Raw genomic sequence first — 16910 nt, 5'->3', positions numbered from 1 at the left:
GAGCGTCACCGGCGGCGCCGCCGGTGACGCTCCGGAGGAGGCCGCCGCACCGCGCGCGAAGCGCAGCCGCCGCGCCACCCGCCCGGCGGCGGCCCCGGCCGAGCCGGAGCCCGAAGCCGACGCCGGTGCCGAGCCCGGAACCGCCGCCGAAGGGGACGCGGCCGAGGACGACGGTGCGGAGCGCCCGCGCCGCCGCCGCACCCGCCGCACCAAGGCGGCGGCAGAGACGGCCGGCCCCGCCGCGGTCGACGCGGGCTGAGACGTGCGCTGCGGCGGGGGTCCGGGCGGGCCCCCGCCGCAGCGCGGTGCTGCACCGCGCAGCGCAGGGCCTTCCGGTCCGCGCTCCGCGGAGCAGCAGGGGCAGCGGCGTCCGCGCAGCGCAGCGCGGCGCCCCTGCCGACCGGTCAGTGCTGTTGCGGCAGCGGGGCCGGGCGGGCGTGCTCGGGAGCACGTGCTCTCCGCCGACCAGCGGATGGTAATCTTGGCGTCGGTGCGTCGGCGCGCCCCGAACACTCGCGCGCCCGAGACCCGACTTGGCTTTCCCACGCCCCCGCTACGGCCGTTGGGTGCCACTGCGGTCAACAGCAGCGCATATCACTCCCGCCCCCGGTGGGGATGGACTCCCCGCCCCGGTGGGGGATGGACTACGAGCAGGAAGAGAGTTCCCCGGTGTACGCGATCGTGCGAGCGGGCGGCCGACAGGAGAAGGTGTCTGTCGATGACGTCTTGAACATCGACAAGGTCCCTGGCGAGGCCGGTGCCACGCTCACGTGGGAGCCGCTGCTTGTCGTCAACGACGGCAAGGTCATCAGCGAGGCCAGCGACCTGAGCGGCTACCAGGTCACCGCCGAGGTCATCGGCGGCGCCACGGGCCCCAAGATCAACATCATGAAGTACAAGAACAAGACCGGCTACAAGAAGCGCATGGGCCACCGGCAGAAGTACACCCGGGTCCGCGTCACCGGTATCGCCGCGAAGTAGGAGGACGCCGAAATGGCACACAAGAAGGGCGCATCGTCCAGCCGTAACGGCCGCGACTCCAATGCGAAGCGGCTCGGCGTGAAGCGCTTCGGCGGCCAGAGCGTCAAGGCCGGCGAGATCCTGATCCGCCAGCGCGGCACCAGCACGCACCCGGGCGACAACGTCGGCCGCGGCGGCGACGACACGCTGTTCGCGCTGGTCGCCGGCACCGTCGAGTTCGGCAACCGGCGCGGCCGCAAGGCCATCAACATCGTCCCGGCCGCCGCGGAGTAACGCGGGCCCGGACAACGTTGCAGCACAGGGCGGGCCAGGTCCGACTGGCCCGCCCTGCGTGCTCTGCGGCATCCGGCCGCCGAGCCACCCGACAGGGGAGTAGAGAACCGATGCCCGATTTCGTCGACGAGGCCGCGCTGCACGTCAAGGCCGGCGACGGCGGGCACGGCTGCGCATCCATCCACCGGGAGAAGTTCAAGCCGCTGGGCGGCCCGGACGGCGCCGACGGCGGCCGCGGCGGCGACATCGTCCTCGAGGTCGACCCCAACGCCGCAACCCTGCTGGACTACCAGCGCCGCCCGCACCGCAAGGCCGGCAACGGCACGCCCGGCAAGGGCGGCAACCGGTCCGGTGCCAACGGCGACACGCTCGTTCTGCCGGTACCCGACGGGACGGTCGTCACCGGCAGCGACGGCGAGGTCATCGCCGACCTGGTCGGCGCAGGCACCCGCCTGGTCCTCGCCCGCGGCGGCTCCGGCGGCCTCGGCAACGCGTCGCTGGCCACGCCCAAGCGCAAGGCGCCCGGCTTCGCCCTGAAGGGGGAGGAGGGCGAGGCGGTTGACGTCCGGCTCGAGATCAAGACCATCGCCGACGTCGGCCTGCTCGGCTTCCCCAGCGCAGGCAAGTCCTCACTGGTGGCAGCGGTGTCGGCCGCCAAGCCGAAGGTCGCCGACTACCCCTTCACCACACTCATCCCGCACCTCGGCGTCGTCGAGGCCGGCGAGACCCAGTACGTCGTCGCCGACGTGCCCGGCCTCATCCCGGGGGCCAGCTCCGGCAAGGGCCTGGGGCTCTCCTTCCTTCGCCACATCGAGCGCTGCAGCATGCTGCTGCACGTGCTGGACTGCGCCACCTACGAGCCCAACCGGGACCCGGTCAGCGACCTTGAGGCGCTCGAGGCCGAGCTCTCCTCCTACGGCGAGCTGACCGGCGTCGACCTGTCCGACCGGCCGCGGCTGGTCGCGCTCAACAAGGTCGACGTGCCCGAAGCGCGCGACCTCGCCGACATGGTCCGGCCGCTGCTGGAAGAGCGCGGCTACCGCGTCTTCGAGATCTCCGCCGCCAGCCGCGAGGGCCTGCGCGCGCTCTCCTTCGCCATGGGCGAGGAAGTGGCCCGGACCCGTGCCGCGCGCCCCGCGCCCGAGCCCACCCGCGTCGTCCTGCAGCCGCGCGCGCTCGGCGAGACCCCGTTCTCGGTGGTCCCGCTCGGCGACAACACCTTCCGCATCGCCGGCGGCAAGCCGGCCCGCTGGGTGCGCCAGACCGACTTCTCCAACGAAGAGGCCGTCGGCTACCTCGCCGAGCGCCTCGACCGGCTCGGGGTGGAAGAGGCGCTGCGCAAGGCCGGCGCCGAGGAGGGCGCCGAGGTCTACATCGGAACCGAGGAGGACTCCGTGGTGTTCGACTGGGCGCCGGGCGTCGACGCGGGCCACATCCCGGCCGGCCCGCGCGGCACTGACAACAGGCTCGCCTGACACCGCGCGGGGACCGCGCCGCTCCCGATCGGAGCGGCCGTCAGGGCGTGTTTGGTGGATGGCGTTTGTCGCGAGCGGTGCCCTGGTGCGTTCATCGCAAGGCCGACGAGGGAGTCAGGGTGGGTTTTCCTGTCGACTGAGGAGAACGCCGCGAGGGGCGTGCCAGGGCTCCGCGCAGCAGGACAGTTGTTCACCTAACACGCCCTAGGGCGCAGCGGCCCGCATCTGCGGGCAACGTCCGATGCAGAGGGGAAGTCGTGCACCGTGCACGAGTCAACGCCGGACCGTTCGTCGCAGTCTGAGCAGCAGCCGCTGACCGGCTGCCCGGCGGGGGCGCAGCCGGAGGCCGCGGAGGCGGAGGTGCAGGAGCGCGCCGCGGTCGGCCGCGCCCGCCGCGTCGTGGTCAAGGTCGGGTCGTCTTCGCTGACCACCCCGGACGGGCACATCGACGGGGGCCGCATCGCCGACCTCACCGACGTGCTCAGCAAGCGCCGCGAGGCAGGGACCGAGCTGGTGCTCGTCTCCTCCGGCGCGGTGGCCGCCGGGATGACGCCGCTGTCGCTGCCGTCGCGCCCCAAGGACCTCGCCACCCAGCAGGCCGCCGCGAGCGTCGGCCAGGGCCTGCTGGTGGCCCACTACACGGCGGCCTTCGCCCGCCACGGTCTCACCGCCGCGCAGGTCCTGCTCACCGTCGAGGACATGATGCGCCGGGTGCAGTACCGCAACGCGCAGCGCACCCTGCGCCGCCTGCTCGACATGGGTGCGGTGCCCATCGTCAACGAGAACGACACCGTCGCCACGCACGAGATCCGGTTCGGCGACAACGACCGGCTCGCCGCGCTGGTCGCGCACCTGCTCCGTGCGGACGCGCTGGTCCTGCTCTCCGACGTCGACGCGCTCTACGACGGCGACCCGTCCCGGCCCGGCGCCCGGCGCATCCCCTGGGTGCCGTCGGTGCGCGCGCTCACCGGAGTGGACGTCGCCGGTACCGGCAGCCGCGGTGTCGGCACCGGCGGTATGGCCACCAAGCTCGCGTCCGCGCGGATCGCCACCGAGGCGGGCGTCCCGGCCGTGCTCGCCTCGGCCGCCGACGCCGGTGCGGCGATCGCGGGTGAGCGGGTGGGCACGTTGTTCACCGCGGACGGCGGGCGCCGCCCGTCCGCCCGCCAGCTGTGGCTCGCGCACGCCACCGCTGCCCGCGGCAGCGTCGTTCTCGACCCGGGCGCGGTGCGCGCCGTCACCGCGCGGCAGGCATCGCTCCTGCCGGCCGGCGTGGTGAAGGTGCACGGCGACTTCCACGCCGGCGACCCCGTCGACCTGTGCGCCGAGGACGGCCGGGTCGTCGCGCGCGGCCTGGTCAACTACGACGCCGCCGAGGTGCCGGCCCTCATGGGCCGGTCTACCCGCTGGCTCGCCCGCGAGATGGGCCCGGAGTACGAGCGGGAGGTCGTGCACCGCGACGACCTCGTCCTGCTCGACGCCGGCCCGGCCTGACCGCGGGCGCCGCCCGCCGCCGCGGTGCCCCGGTTCCCGGCGCGGTGGCGCAGCGAACCCACAGGTCGGGGCGGGCGGCAGTAGGCTGGCGGCATGCCGCAGCGGGCGCCGCCCGCCCCGACCGCCGCACCCGCACCATTTGAGGCACCACTTCGGACGCAGCATCCGCCCACTGGAGCGGATCGGGAAGAACGGACCCCCAACGATGACGGACATCGCACCCGACGTCGAACGCGACGTGCTCGCCGCGGCCCGGCACGCCAAGGCGGCCGCCGCGGCGCAGGCGCCGCTCACCGCCGAGCAGAAGAACGCCGCGCTCGCCGACGTCGCCGATGCGCTGGAGCGCGAGGCGGCCGCCATCGTCGCCGCCAACACCGAGGACCTGGCGCGGGCCCGCGCCGCCGGCGAGCCGGACTACGTCGTCGACCGGCTCGCGCTGACCGAGGAGAAGGTCGCCGGGATCGCCGCCGCGGTCCGCGACATCGCCGAGCTCGCCGACCCGGTCGGCGAGGTGGTCCGCGGCGAGCTGCTGCCCAACGGCCTCGAACTCACCCAGATCCGGGTGCCGCTCGGCGTCATCGGCATCATCTACGAGGGCCGGCCCAACGTCACCGCGGAGGCGGCCGCGCTCTGCCTCAAGAGCGGCAACGCGGCGCTGCTGCGCGGCTCCGCCTCGGCCTACTCCTCCAACACGCGCATCGTCGAGGTGATCCGCGGGGCCCTGGAGAAGAGCGCCGTCCCCGCTGACGCGGTGCAGCTGGTGCCCGGTGCCGGCCGCGACTCGGCCCGTGCGCTGATGCGCGCCCGCGGCCTCGTCGACGTGCTCATCCCGCGCGGCGGCGGCGCGCTCATCCAGACCGTGGTGCGCGAGTCCACCGTGCCGGTGATCGAGACCGGTGAGGGCAACTGCCACGTCTACGTGGACGCCTCCGCCGACCTCGGCAAGGCCGCCGCGATCGCCGCCAATGCCAAGGCGCAGCGCACGTCGGTCTGCAACGCCGCGGAGACGCTGCTGGTGCACGAGGCGGTCGCCGACCGGTTCCTGCCGCGGCTGCTCAGCCGGTTCGCCGAGCTCGGTGTGACCGTGCACGGCGACGACCGCGTGCTCTCCTACGACGACCGGGTGGTGCCGGCCACCGAGGACGACTGGGCCACCGAGTACCTCTCGATGGACCTCGCGGTGAAGGTCGTCGGCTCGGCGGACGAGGCGCTCGAGCATATCCGCACCTACTCGACGCAGCACACCGAGGCCATCGTCGCCGACTCCCAGAGCGCCATCCGGTACTTCACCGCGCGAGTGGACTCCGCGGCCGTCATGGTCAACGCCTCCACCCGGTTCACCGACGGCGGCGAGTTCGGCTTCGGCGCCGAGATCGGGATCTCCACCCAGAAGCTGCACGCGCGCGGCCCGATGGGGCTGCGCGAGATGACCTCCACCAAGTACGTCGTGACCGGCGACGGCCACGTGCGCTGAGCCCGGACGGCGGCAGCGGGCCGGCGGCGCGGTAGCGAGCCGGGCCCCGGGTGCTTCCGCAGGCCGCCGCACCGCTTCGGGCGGTGCGGCGGTTTCCGTTCGCGCCCGAACCGCCGGACTGCCTGCGGCGGCCCGTGCGGTGCAGCGCGCGTGCACCGGGGCCGCCGTCCGGCGCTGACGGGGACGTGCCCGCCCCCTCCCGCGGCTGCGGCGTGCTGCTCCGCGGAAGGGCCGCCGCGCCGCCGGCTCCGCGCTGCCGGCGGCGCCGGGTGCTCGGCCCGCTCCGTCGGGGGGACACAGGCGCCCCGCGCGGTGGCCGGCCGGCACTCCACTCCGCGGCTTCCCGTGCGTCCAGACCGGTGCCGCGGGCCCGCCGCCGGTCCGGCAGTCCGGGGAACGCGGGAGCTCCCGGCCGTTCTTCTGCACCGGCGGCTCCACCGAGGCGGGGAACCGGAACGCCCGCCCCGGGGCCGCACCTGCAGGTCGGCACCGGGCGGGGCTGCCGCGCACGCGTGCCGCTCCCGCGCGCGGCTCCCCAGGGCAGCGGGATGATCGCTCCGCGTCTGCCCCAGGGGGCCCAGGAGCGCTACACTGCCGCATTAGTAGGCGATTTCACGTTTTTGGAGCCCCTCGTGAGCGATCACCCCACCAGCGGCGACAGCGCCGCATTCGACCACGGCGTGCCCACGGCCGCCCGCGTGTACGACGTCATGCTGAACGGCAAGGACAACTACGCGATCGACCGCGAGGTGGCGCAGGCCAGTCTCGGTGTCATGCCGGAGCTCAAGGAGATCGCGCTGCACAACCGCGCGATCCTGCACCGCGTGGTGCGCTCGCTCGCCCAGGAGGGGATCGACCAGTTCCTCGACCTCGGCTCCGGCCTGCCGACCGCGCGCAACACCCACGAGGTGGTGCACGAGACCAACCCGGACGCGTCGGTCGTCTACGTCGACATCGACCCGCTCGTGTCGGCGCACGGGCACGCCATCCTCGCCGACAACCCCAAGACGCACGTCGTCACCGCCGACCTCCGCGACCCGCAGGCCGTCCTCAACCACCCCGAGGTGCGCGAGCGCATCGACCTGGGCCGCCCGGTCTGCGTGATGCTCTGCGGCATCCTCCACCACATCCTCGACGAGGAGGACCCCAACGGGATCGTCGCCGCACTGCGGGACGCCGTCGCCCCGGGCTCCTACTTCTTCATCACCAACTTCACCCGGCTCGGCGACGCACCGGAGAGCAAGGAGCTGGAGCGGGTCCTGCTGGAGCAGCTCGGCACCGGGCGCGTGCGGACGCCGGAGGAGCTGATGGCGTACTTCGACGGCATGGAGCTGCTGGCGCCCGGTCTGGTGCCGCTGCCGCTGTGGCGTCCGGACGGCATCGTGGCCGACAGCACGTCGATCGCCGCGCGGTTCATGACGGGCGGCGTGGCCCGCATCGGGTAGGCGGGTGCCGCCGCGCGGACGCGGCAGGGGCTCCGCTCCGGGGCGTGTCGGGTGGACCACTGCGCTGCTGCGCACCGCCCTGGCACGCCCCTCGCGCCCCTCTCCCCGGCCGGGGAGGCGAGGTGGAGAAGCGGGCCGGCCCCGGCTCGTTCTCCGGCCGCGCACCGGGTGCACCGCCGACACCGCTCGCGGTGGATGCCGCCCGGGGCGGGAACCGCGCAGGTGCAGGGGAGCGGCCGGGCGGGCGCAGGGCCGGCGGCCCTGGCCGGGGGCACGGGCAGGGGCAGTCGCCGTATCGGCGGGAAGCAGGGCCGGGCGCAGTGCGGCGGCGGGCGCCGTCAGGAGGAGGCGCCGCCGTCCGAAGGACCGGAGGAGCCGGCCGAGGAACCCGACGACTCGCGCGGGCGGCCCGCGCTCTTCCACCGGTCGGCGACCGTGTCGAACAGCTTGCCGCCGGCGTCCGCCGCGCTGCCGGCCACGTCGCGCAGCGTGCCGATCAGCGGGTCCGACGAGCGCTCCCAGGACTTCTTGTAGGAGTCCGCGGCGCTGCGCGCCTCCGCGCCCACCGAGGCGTTCGCGTCCTCCGAGCGGCGCGGGTAGTCGCCGCCGACGATGCGGGCGTAGGAGCCGTCCTCCACCCAGCGGTGCAGCTCCGCCAGGCGCACTACCGCGAACGGGTGCGTCGTGCCCAGCAGGCTGAGCAGCTTCAGCACGCCGTCCCGCGCGTCGCCGCCCTCCTCGTACTCGCGCGCCTGCTCCAGGAACGCGTCCGGGTTCATCTCCGCCAGCCGCGAACCGCCCGCGATCTTCATCAGCGCGCGCTTGCCGGCCTCCGGGTTCTGCACCGCCAGCACGCCGGCCCGGTCGCAGGACAGCTCCGACTTGCGGTACCACTCCTCCAGCGCCGCGACGATCGCACGCAGGCCGATGTAGCCCAGCGGGATCCACGCGACCCGTGCCGCCAACTGGATCAGCGCCAGCAGCATCGTGCGGTACACGGCGTGCCCGGACAGGATGTGGCCCACCTCGTGGCCGACCACGAACCGCTGCTCCTCCGGGTCGAGCAGGTCGAACAGGCCCGTGGTCATCACGATGAACGGGCGCTGGCTGCCGATCGCCATCGCGTTCGGCTTCGGGTTCATCTGGATGTAGAGCTCGGGGACCTCATCCAGGTCGAGGACGTAGGCGGCGTCCCGCACGTAGTCGTAGACCTCGGGGAACTGCCGCTCACTGACGCGCACCGAGCCGGAGAGGAACATCAGCCGGAGCGCACGCTCGTTGAACAGGCCGGAGAGTCGCTTGAAGACCTCGTCGAAGCCGCGCAGCGACCGCAGCGCCACCAGGGCTCCGCGGTCGGCGGGATGCTCGTAGGCGCGCGAGGAGATCTCGGTCAGTCGGACGCGGGCGCGGTCGGGTGTGTTGGTGGCCATAGCGGCATGCTATGCGCGCTCCCTCCCGCGGCGCCATGGTTTCGGCGAACGAGATATGACGCGAGTCTGCCGCTGCCGGTGCGCCGCCGCGCCGGGTCGCGCGGACCGGGTGTCCCCGCCGTCGACTACCCTCGGCTCCAGCCGGTGCGGAGCAGTGCGCCGCCGGCCCGAACGACCAGGGAGGGGACGGCTCCGTGCCGAACCGCAACACGTCCCGCAGCCGCCCGGAACGGCCGGCGCGGCGGCGGGTCGGCGTGATGGGCGGGACGTTCGACCCCATCCACCACGGCCACCTCGTCGCCGCCAGTGAAGTCGCCCACCTCTACCAGCTCGACGAAGTCCTCTTCGTACCCGCCGGGCGGCCCTACCAGAAGGACCTCGCCAAGGTCGCGCCCGCCGAGGACCGCTACCTCATGACGGTCATCGCCACAGCGGAGAACCCGCAGTTCACCGTGAGCCGCATCGAGGTCGACCGCGACGGGCCGACCTACACCATCGACACGCTCCGCGAGCTCCGCCGCATCCTCGGGCCCGACGTCGAACTCTTCTTCATCACCGGAGCCGACGCCCTGGGCGCTATCCTGAGCTGGCAGAACGTGGACGAACTCTTCGAACTCGCGCATTTCGTGGGGTGCAACCGGCCCGGCCACCGGCTGTCCGACACCGGACTGCCCGCCGCCGCCGTCAGCCTCGTGGAGATCCCCGCCCTGGCGATCTCCTCCACCGAATGCCGCGACCGCGTCGGCAAAGGCGAGCCCATCTGGTACCTCGTACCCGACGGCATCGTCCGCTACATCAACAAGACCGGGCTCTACCTCGACGCGACGCCGGGGCGGCGCCCACGGGAGGCAGCTTCTACATCGTGACCGCCACGGACCGGGCCCTCGAGCTCGTCAACACCGCCGCAGCAGCGGCGTCGGACAAACTGGCCGAAGAGGTCGTCGCCTTCGACGTCAGCGACCAGCTCGTCATCACCGACGCCTTCGTCCTCTGCTCCGCGCCCAACGACCGCCAGGTACGCGCCATCGTCGATGAGATCGAGGAGCGCCTCCGGGGCATCGGCGCCAAGCCCGTCCGCCGCGAGGGCGAACGCGACGGCCGCTGGATCCTGCTCGACTACGCCGAGATCGTCGTGCACGTCCAGCACGAAGAGGAGCGCGGCCACTACAGCCTCGAACGCCTCTGGAAGGACTGCCCCGCCATCGACCTTCCCGACACCGCACAGGGCCGCGACCGAAGCCCCGCCGACCCCACCGCCTGAACCGGCCCGCAGCAGCACCCGGGGCGGGCCCCGCGCCCGCCCCGGCCGCCCCCCGCCGGATGTCCCCTCGCAGCCTATTGCGACACTGCTGGACAGCCGCTGCCGCGCCGCACCCGGCGCCGAGGCCGGCCACCGCACCGCCCGACCCGCGGCCGCAGACCCGCCGCCGCCCAGCACCACCGGAGAACCGCCTTGGCCGAAGCGCGCCGCGTCCTCTTCCTCCGCCACGGGCAGACCCGCTGGAACCTCGAGAAGCGCTTCCAAGGGCAGACCGACATCCCCCTCGACGACACCGGCCGCGCCCAAGCGCAGCGCGCCGCCCGGCTCCTCGCCGCCCTCCGCCCCGACGCGATCGCCGCCTCCGACCTCCAGCGCGCCGCCGAAACCGCCGGCTACCTCGGCGAAGCCACCGGGCTCACCCCCGAAGCCGACAAGGGCCTCCGCGAGCGCCACGGCGGCTCCTGGGAAGGGCTCACCCGCGACGAGATCCGCGACCGCTGGCCCGAGCAGAACGCCCGGATGGACATCCCCGACGGTGAAGACATCACCGAGGTCGGCGCCCGCGTCCGCGACGCCGTGCTCCGCCACCTCGACCGCGTCGGAGAGGGCGGCCTGCTCGTCGCCGTCGGCCACGGCGCCGCCATCCGCGCCGGCATCAACACCCTCCTCGGCCTGCCCGCCGGCATGCGCCAAGCGCTCGGCCCCCTCGGCAACTGCTCCTGGTCCCTCCTCGGACCCCTCTACGACGGCAACTGGCGCCTCCTCGAACACAACGCCTCCAGCCTCCCCGCCGACGTCATCGGCGACGACCGCTGACCGCCGTTTCGACGCAGCGCCCCGCATCCGCTATCGTTAACCCCTGTCAGGGACGTTGTCCCGGCACTTCGGGGCTATGGCGCAGTTGGTAGCGCGCCTCCATGGCATGGAGGAGGTCTGGGGTTCGAATCCCCATAGCTCCACTCGAAGGGCCCGTGTGGTCGGTCGCGTAGCGACCTTCCCGCGGGCCTGTTGCTTTCCGGGGGGATACCCCCCCGATCCCCCCCCGGTAGGCCGGGCGTCTGCCGGGGTCCGGGGTGTCTCCGGGGTGGGGGTTGGACCCGTGTGGTCGGTCGTGTAGCGACCTTCCCGCGGGCCTGTTGCTTTCCGGGGGGATACCCCCCCGATCCCCCCCCGGTGGGCCGGGCGTCTGCCGGGGTCCGGGGTGTCTCCGGGGTGGGGGTTGGGCCCGTGTGGTCGGTCGCGTCGCGACCTTCCCGCGGGCCTGTTGTATTCCGCGAGAACTCATCTGCCCGGCACACCGGGCAGAGCGGGCCGCCGGCGATCAGCAGCCGGACCAGTGCGGCGGCGGGTCCTGGCCCTTCCGGAGCGCGGTGGTGAACTCCACGGCGTCCGCGTACGAGGACGCGACCGCCTCCCGGTGGCCGTCGCCCGCATAGACCCGGTACCCGACCTGGTCGGAGCGCTCGCACAAGTCGCCGACCAGGCGGTCGGTGTCCGGCCGGGGAACCAGGGTGTCCTCGGCCCCCTGGGCCACCAGGGTCGGCACCTGCACCGTGAGACCCGAAGGCTCCTGCGCCCGCAAGTACGTTTCCAGGGGCTCCAGCTCCGCACCCGGCTCGATCACGTCGTCCGCCGGCACTTCGGCGGCCGCTTCCTCGACATCGCCCATGCAGCCGGTGCGCCCCGCGTCGAGCAGCGGCTGCGCCTCCTCGGTCAGCAGCTCCTCGGGGGAGATGCCCGGATCGGCCGCCTCCGCACCCAGCAGGAGCGGGGACAGGAACGGCAGGGCCTCCTCGACACCCGGACCGCCGCCCCGGATATACGCCGCCACCTGGCTCACATCGATCCCGCCCGGCGCGATCGACACCGCTCCCAGCAGGTTCAGCTCTCGCTGCTGCCCCTGCTGGGCCGCAGCGGAGAGCGCCGCGTGCCCGCCCTGGCTGTGCCCGACCGCCACCCAGTCGCGCCCCACCCGGGGATCCAGCTCGCGGGCCGCGCGCACGATGTCGGACACGCTGGCCGCGGCGCTGGGCCCGTTGAGATAGGGGTGCCCGCCCGGCATGCCGAGCCCCTCGTAATCCGTCTGTACGACCGCGAACCCCTGGGACACCCAGCGGTCGAGCGTCTGGTCCATCAGGGACAGGTACTCGTGCGCCGGTCCGTCCGCGCTGTCGGCGGACGGCGCGCACACGTCCGCAGTGCCGGTGGTGCCGTGCGCCCAGCTGACGACCGGCCATCCGCCCGGCGGCGGGGGACCTGCGGGCAGGGACACCGTGCCGGACACCGCCACCGGCCCGCCGCCGGCCCCCTGCGACACGTAGGCCACCAGCCGGTTCACCCCGGCGCTCGGCAGGCCGGCGGTGCCCTCGATGGGCCCGTCCGACAGCAGCGTTCCGCGCTCTGCCGACCCCCCTGCTGCGGGTCCGGTGCCCGCCGCGGCCGGGGAGCCCGCCGCCACCGCGGCGGCGAGGCCGAGCGCGAGGAGGCAGAGGGTGCGGGACGGCTGCCGGACGGATCTCATGGCGGCTCCTCACGGCCGAAGCGGGCTCTCCCGCGCACGGGAATCCACGTCCCTCCCACGCAACCGCAGCCCGCCCGGCTGTGTCGGCCGGGCGTCCCGCTCACCGGACACGCGCCGCCCGCGCGCACCACAGGGCCGGGCGCGGCCGAAGGAACCGCCCAGGTCGGAAAGGGGCCCAGGGGCCTGCCGGGCGGCGCCGGCCCGTCCCTGTGGACGGAAGCACCAGCGCCGGCAGGGAGGCGCCCGACCCGTCGCCCGCCCGCCACTGAACCGTCAGCCCGTGAAGGCGCCGCCGCGCGCCACCACGCGGCCCGACTTCACCACCAGATCGCGGGGCGGACAGTAGGCCACCGCCTCGGCCGGCCCCGACGCCGCAACCAGAACCAGGTCGGCCGGGGCTCCCACCACCGGTCCCGGAACAGGGCGGCCGCACAGCTGCGCTCCGCCCTCCGACGCCGCCGCGAGCGCCCGCACGATGTCCGCGTCCCGCCGCGCGCCCGAATGCTCCGCCTGCCGCCGCGCCCGGTCCAGCACGTCCCCGGACGCGAACGGACTCCACAGGTCGCGCACCCCGTCATTGCCCAGGCCCACCCGGACTCCCGCGTCCTGCAGCTCCGCCAGCGGCAGCAGCCGCCCCGCCGGGGCGATCGTCGACAGCGCCACGCCCGCGTCCGCCAGCGCATCAGCCATCCGCGCCCGCTCCGGTGCATCCGCGTCCGCCAGCGCGAACGCGTGGCCCACCGCGACGCGGCCGCCGAGACCCGTCGCGCGCGTCCGCTCCACGATCAGGCCCAGCTCCCACAGGCCCAGCGTGCCCCGGTCGTGCAAGTGGATGTCCACGCCCGCCCCGTGCCGCTCCGCCAACCCGAACACCGCATCGAGATGGCGCACCGGGTCCCCGTCCAGGCCCGCCGGATCGAGGCCGCCGACCGTCTCCACGCCCTCGGCCAGAGCGCGGTCCAACAGGGCGTAGGTGCCCGGGCTCTGCACCAGCCCCGTCTGCGGAAACGCCACCAGGTCGGCCGTCACCGCCCCCCGCAGCCGGTCCAGGGCCTCCCGGACTGCGGCCACCCCGTCCAGCCCCAGGTCCGGGTCCACATCCACGTAGCTGCGCACGTGCACCGTGCCTACCGACACCATGTGCCGCAGCAGCGCGGCGATCCGGTCCGCATCCGGCACCCCCACCTCGCCGCGCCGGTCGCGCCCGTGCGCGATCCGCCCGGCCAGCCCCTCGGCGGCCTCGTTGGGCACCCAGGGGCCGCCCCACATCGTCTTGTCCAGATGCGCGTGCGCATCCGTCAGCCCCGCGATGAGCAGCCGCCCGCCGGCCTCCTCCACGGGGGCCGCGCCCGCCTCAGCCTCCCCGGCACCGACCACCGCCGCCACCCGGCCGTCCCGCACCACCACGTCCGCGAGCCCGGCCCGCCCCGCGATCCGCGCCGCCCGCACCACCAGATCCGCCACAGCAACCCCCTCAGACTCGACCCCGACCGTATACACCCCCGCCCCCGCCCCCAGCGCGGCCGCCCCACCCGGAAATCGCGCGCAACCACCCCCGCACATCCGGTAGAGTCGAGACGTTGCCGCAAGGCAGCAGTACTTCGGGGCTATGGCGCAGTTGGTAGCGCGCCTCCATGGCATGGAGGAGGTCTGGGGTTCGAATCCCCATAGCTCCACTCGAAGGGCCCGTGTGGTCGTCCGTGGAACGGACTTCCCCGCGGGCCTGTTGCTTTTCGGGGGGATACCCCCCGATCCCCCCGGTGGGCCGGGCGTCTGCTGGGGTCCGGGGTATCTCCGGGCTTGAGGGCGGTTCTGCTCGGAATCCTTCGGATTCCTCGCCGGGTCGCTTCGTCTTTTTCCGGGGGGGATACCCCCGAACGCCCCGGTAGGCCGGGCGTTTGCCGGGGTCCGGGGTGTCTCCGGGGTGGGGGTTGGGCCTGTGTGGTCGGTCGCGTAGCGACCTTCCCGCGGGCCTGTTGCTTTTCGGGGGGATACCCCCCGATCCCCCCGGTGGGCCGGGTGTCTGCTGGGGCTGGGGTTGCGTCCGGGTTTGAGGGCGGTTCTGCTCGGAATCCTTCGGATTCCTCGCCGGGTCGCCTCGTCTTTTTCCGGGGGGATACCCCCCGATCCCCCCCCCGGTGGGCCGGGCGTTCGCTGGGGGTCCGGGGTGTCTCCGGGATGGGTGTTGGACCCGTGTGGTCGGTCGCGTAGCGACCTTCCCGCGGGCCTGCGGGGCGCCTACTGTGCTGGTTCCCGCGCCTGATCAGCCGGCGGCCGGCCGAAGCCGAGCAGCGCCGCGGCGATCGCGCACACCGCAGCAGTGAGCATGGTCAGCCAGCCCTCGGACGCCGCGTCCCGGGCCACATAAAAGAGAACGACGCGGTGGTGATCACTCCCGCGGCGGTGCCCGCTGCCATTCCGCGCCGCCGCTGCGCGGCCCTGTGTTCCGGCCGGCGCGCAGGGACTTACAGGTACAGGCCGGTGCCCTGCTGGGTCTGCTCGTTGGCGACGGCGTGCACATCGCGCTCGCGCAGCACCAGGAAGCGCTCGGTCTGCAGCTCCACCGCCATCGCGTCCTCCGGGTTGTACAGCACCCGGTCGCCGGTCGCCACGTGGCGTGCGTTCGTTCCCGCGCCGCACACCTCGCCCCACTCCAGGCGGGTCGCCATCTTCACGGTGTCCGGGATGACCAGACCGCCGCTGCTGCGGCGCTCTCCCTTCTCCGGAAGTTCGCGGACCAGAAGGCGGTCGTGCAGCATTTGGATCTCATACTTCGATTCGGATACCCGGCAAGCCTATTCCGTCTCGCCCCCGCGCCCCGCCGCCGCGCAGCCGCGCCCTGTGCACGACCACCCCCGCACATCCGGTAGAGTCGAGGCGTCGCCGCAAGGCGGCAGCGATTCGGGGCTATGGCGCAGTTGGTAGCGCGCCTCCATGGCATGGAGGAGGTCTGGGGTTCGAATCCCCATAGCTCCACTCGAATCAGGGCGGCCCTGCCGGTGCACTCCGGCAGGGCCGCCCTTTCGTTGTCCGGGGAAGGCTTCTGTGCCTGCCGGGCGTCAGCGGTCTCGGGCCGGGGACAGCGGGCCCGCGGCGGCTGCGGCGAGGAGGGCCACGGCGCCGCAGGCCGCGGTGGCGAGGAAGGCCAGGACGAAGCCCTCGCGGGCATACTGGACGCCGCCGGACAGTGCGTTGGCGCCCGGGAGCAGGAGCAGGACCACCAGGACCTGTGAGCCCAGCGAGCTGCCCAGGCTGCCCACCAGGTTCAGCATGCCGCCGCTGACGCCCTGGACGTCGGCCGGGACGCCCCGGACGATGGCGTTGGGCAGCGACGCCGACGCCGCGCCGATGCCCACGCCGAAGACCAGCTGCGACGCCAGCACCGCGGCCTCCGTGCCGTGGGCGAACGCGATCATCAGCGCCCCGGCCGTCAGGGCCGACGCACCCAGCACCCACCCCGCGCGCGGGCCGAACCGGCGCGACAGCAGCCCGCTCAACGGCCCCGCCACCATCGCCGACGCCCCCGACGCGCCCAGGAAGACCGCAACCGCGCCGTGCGAGGCACCGAACCCGAAGCCGCCCTCGGGAGCCGACATGACGAACATCGGCAGCAGCATCGAGTTGCCCACCAGGGCGAACTGCACGCCCGCGTTCGCCAGCAGCGGCATCCCCACCCCCCGCCGCGCCAGCAGCCGCACGTCCACCAGCGGATCCCTGGCCCGCCGCTCGTGGGCCAGCCACGCCGCGATCAGCACCGCGCCCGCCGCGACCCACGCCAGCACCACCCCGGTGCCCGCGCTCTTCGCCAGTCCGGCGCCGTTGAGCACGGCGAGCGCGCCCAGGCCCAGCAGCGCCGCACCCGTCCAGCCGACCCGGACCGGCGAGCGCATCCCGCACTCCGGCACCAGCCGCAGCACCAGCAGGCCCAGCACCGCCGCGTAGCCGCACTGGAACCAGAAGATCCCCGCGAACGAGAACGGCTCCATGAGCAGGCTGCTGATGACCGGGCCGATGATGGTGCTCGCGCCCATACCGGTGCCGATGAAGCCCAGCGCGACCGGGACCAGCCGGGCCGGGAGCGCGTCGCGCACCATGCCGTAGGTCAGCGCCAGCACCGCCAGGCCGGCGCCCTGCAGTGCCCTGCCGGCCACCAGTACCGCCATCGACGGAGCCAGCGCGCAGACCGCGGCACCGGCCGCGAACAGCGCCGTGCAGGCCAGCGCCACCCGCTTCTTGCCGTAGACATCGCCCAGCTTCCCGCCGACCGCGAACGCGATCGCGCCGACCAGGGTCACCACGGTGACCACCCACGAGATGTCGGGGGAGCCGAACGCGGAGCCGATGTCGGCCAGGGCCGGCGACACCATGGTGTAGGTGAGCCCGGTGATCTCCACCAGGCCGACCAGGAGAACGATGATCAGGGCGTTCTGCGCGCCGCTGCGGGCCGGTGCCTCCGGTGCGCCGGAGGCCGCCGGTTCGGGGGGTGGGGACGGTGTCGGGGGGCGGGCCATGGCGGGCTCCTCGGGTTGCTGGGAACTGCGGGGACGGCGGCGGCA

General features: G+C 74.0%; 15 protein-coding genes and 3 tRNA genes. 13 read left to right on the top strand and 5 right to left on the bottom strand.

The genetic code is table 11. The features are described from left to right. From ACYVGT_RS17400 to ACYVGT_RS17370, 7 genes are all read left to right on the top strand, one after another. Positions 1-259: hypothetical protein (locus ACYVGT_RS17400; protein WP_460859564.1), on the top strand; the 259-nt coding region annotated here is incomplete at its 5' end. A gap of 410 nt (positions 260-669) precedes the next feature. Beyond that, the gene (rplU, locus tag ACYVGT_RS17395) at positions 670-981 is read left to right on the top strand and encodes a 50S ribosomal protein L21 (protein WP_460859577.1); all 312 of its coding nucleotides are present in this window, start codon (positions 670-672) and stop codon (positions 979-981) included. A gap of 12 nt (positions 982-993) precedes the next feature. Continuing rightward, positions 994-1254 (top strand): 50S ribosomal protein L27, encoded by a 261-nt coding sequence (rpmA, locus tag ACYVGT_RS17390; protein ID WP_460859561.1) that lies wholly within the window; start codon positions 994-996, stop codon positions 1252-1254. A gap of 110 nt (positions 1255-1364) precedes the next feature. Further along, positions 1365-2729 carry a GTPase ObgE gene (gene obgE, locus ACYVGT_RS17385; RefSeq protein ID WP_460859559.1) on the top strand — a complete coding sequence of 455 codons (1365 nt, stop codon included), beginning with the start codon at positions 1365-1367 and terminating at the stop codon, positions 2727-2729. A gap of 360 nt (positions 2730-3089) precedes the next feature. Further along, complete coding sequence (proB, locus tag ACYVGT_RS17380; RefSeq protein ID WP_460859575.1) at positions 3090-4223, top strand: glutamate 5-kinase; 1134 nt, start codon at positions 3090-3092, stop codon at positions 4221-4223. A gap of 205 nt (positions 4224-4428) precedes the next feature. Further along, positions 4429-5697: a glutamate-5-semialdehyde dehydrogenase gene (locus tag ACYVGT_RS17375; protein ID WP_460859557.1), complete on the top strand. Its 1269-nt coding sequence runs from the start codon at positions 4429-4431 to the stop codon at positions 5695-5697. 632 nt (positions 5698-6329) lie between these two features. After that, a complete protein-coding gene (locus ACYVGT_RS17370; RefSeq protein ID WP_460859555.1) occupies positions 6330-7142 on the top strand; it encodes an SAM-dependent methyltransferase in 813 nt (270 codons plus the stop codon). Positions 7143-7480: 338 nt separating this feature from the next. On the opposite strand, the gene ACYVGT_RS17365 is transcribed toward ACYVGT_RS17370, so the two are convergent. Continuing rightward, positions 7481-8572 carry a M48 family metallopeptidase gene (locus tag ACYVGT_RS17365; protein ID WP_460859553.1) on the bottom strand — a complete coding sequence of 364 codons (1092 nt, stop codon included), beginning with the start codon at positions 8570-8572 and terminating at the stop codon, positions 7481-7483. A 194-nt stretch (positions 8573-8766) separates the two neighbouring features. On the opposite strand from ACYVGT_RS17365, the gene nadD reads away from it, so the two are divergent. From nadD to ACYVGT_RS17345, 4 genes are all read left to right on the top strand, one after another. Beyond that, positions 8767-9438, top strand: a complete 672-nt coding sequence (gene nadD / locus ACYVGT_RS17360; protein ID WP_460859551.1) for a nicotinate-nucleotide adenylyltransferase — start codon at positions 8767-8769, stop codon at positions 9436-9438. Then, complete coding sequence (gene rsfS / locus ACYVGT_RS17355; RefSeq protein ID WP_460859548.1) at positions 9435-9833, top strand: ribosome silencing factor; 399 nt, start codon at positions 9435-9437, stop codon at positions 9831-9833. The genes nadD and rsfS overlap by 4 nt, the downstream gene beginning before the upstream one ends. Before the next feature lie 192 nt (positions 9834-10025). After that, positions 10026-10649, top strand: a complete 624-nt coding sequence (locus ACYVGT_RS17350) for a histidine phosphatase family protein (protein ID WP_460859546.1) — start codon at positions 10026-10028, stop codon at positions 10647-10649. A gap of 70 nt (positions 10650-10719) precedes the next feature. Further along, a tRNA-Ala gene (locus tag ACYVGT_RS17345) sits at positions 10720-10792 on the top strand. Between the two features lie 362 nt (positions 10793-11154). Here the strand turns inward: ACYVGT_RS17345 and ACYVGT_RS17340 are convergent. After that, positions 11155-12354 (bottom strand): serine aminopeptidase domain-containing protein, encoded by a 1200-nt coding sequence (locus ACYVGT_RS17340; protein ID WP_460859543.1) that lies wholly within the window; start codon positions 12352-12354, stop codon positions 11155-11157. Positions 12355-12627: 273 nt separating this feature from the next. Next, positions 12628-13818 (bottom strand): amidohydrolase, encoded by a 1191-nt coding sequence (locus ACYVGT_RS17335; RefSeq protein ID WP_460859540.1) that lies wholly within the window; start codon positions 13816-13818, stop codon positions 12628-12630. A gap of 139 nt (positions 13819-13957) precedes the next feature. Here ACYVGT_RS17335 and ACYVGT_RS17330 point away from each other — a divergent pair. Beyond that, a tRNA-Ala gene (locus ACYVGT_RS17330) sits at positions 13958-14030 on the top strand. A 789-nt stretch (positions 14031-14819) separates the two neighbouring features. Here the strand turns inward: ACYVGT_RS17330 and ACYVGT_RS17325 are convergent. Continuing rightward, positions 14820-15113, bottom strand: a complete 294-nt coding sequence (locus ACYVGT_RS17325; protein WP_460859538.1) for a GroES family chaperonin — start codon at positions 15111-15113, stop codon at positions 14820-14822. Positions 15114-15257: 144 nt separating this feature from the next. Here ACYVGT_RS17325 and ACYVGT_RS17320 point away from each other — a divergent pair. Continuing rightward, a tRNA-Ala gene (locus ACYVGT_RS17320) sits at positions 15258-15330 on the top strand. An 83-nt stretch (positions 15331-15413) separates the two neighbouring features. Here ACYVGT_RS17320 and ACYVGT_RS17315 read toward each other — a convergent pair. Next, the gene (locus ACYVGT_RS17315; RefSeq protein ID WP_460859536.1) at positions 15414-16865 is read right to left on the bottom strand and encodes an MFS transporter; all 1452 of its coding nucleotides are present in this window, start codon (positions 16863-16865) and stop codon (positions 15414-15416) included. Positions 16866-16910: the final 45 nt, after the last annotated feature.

The sequence above is a fragment of the Nocardiopsis coralliicola genome (genome assembly GCF_054779695.1).
The sequence above is the reverse complement of the archived record's forward strand: the minus strand, read 5'-3'. Positions and strand labels throughout refer to the sequence as shown.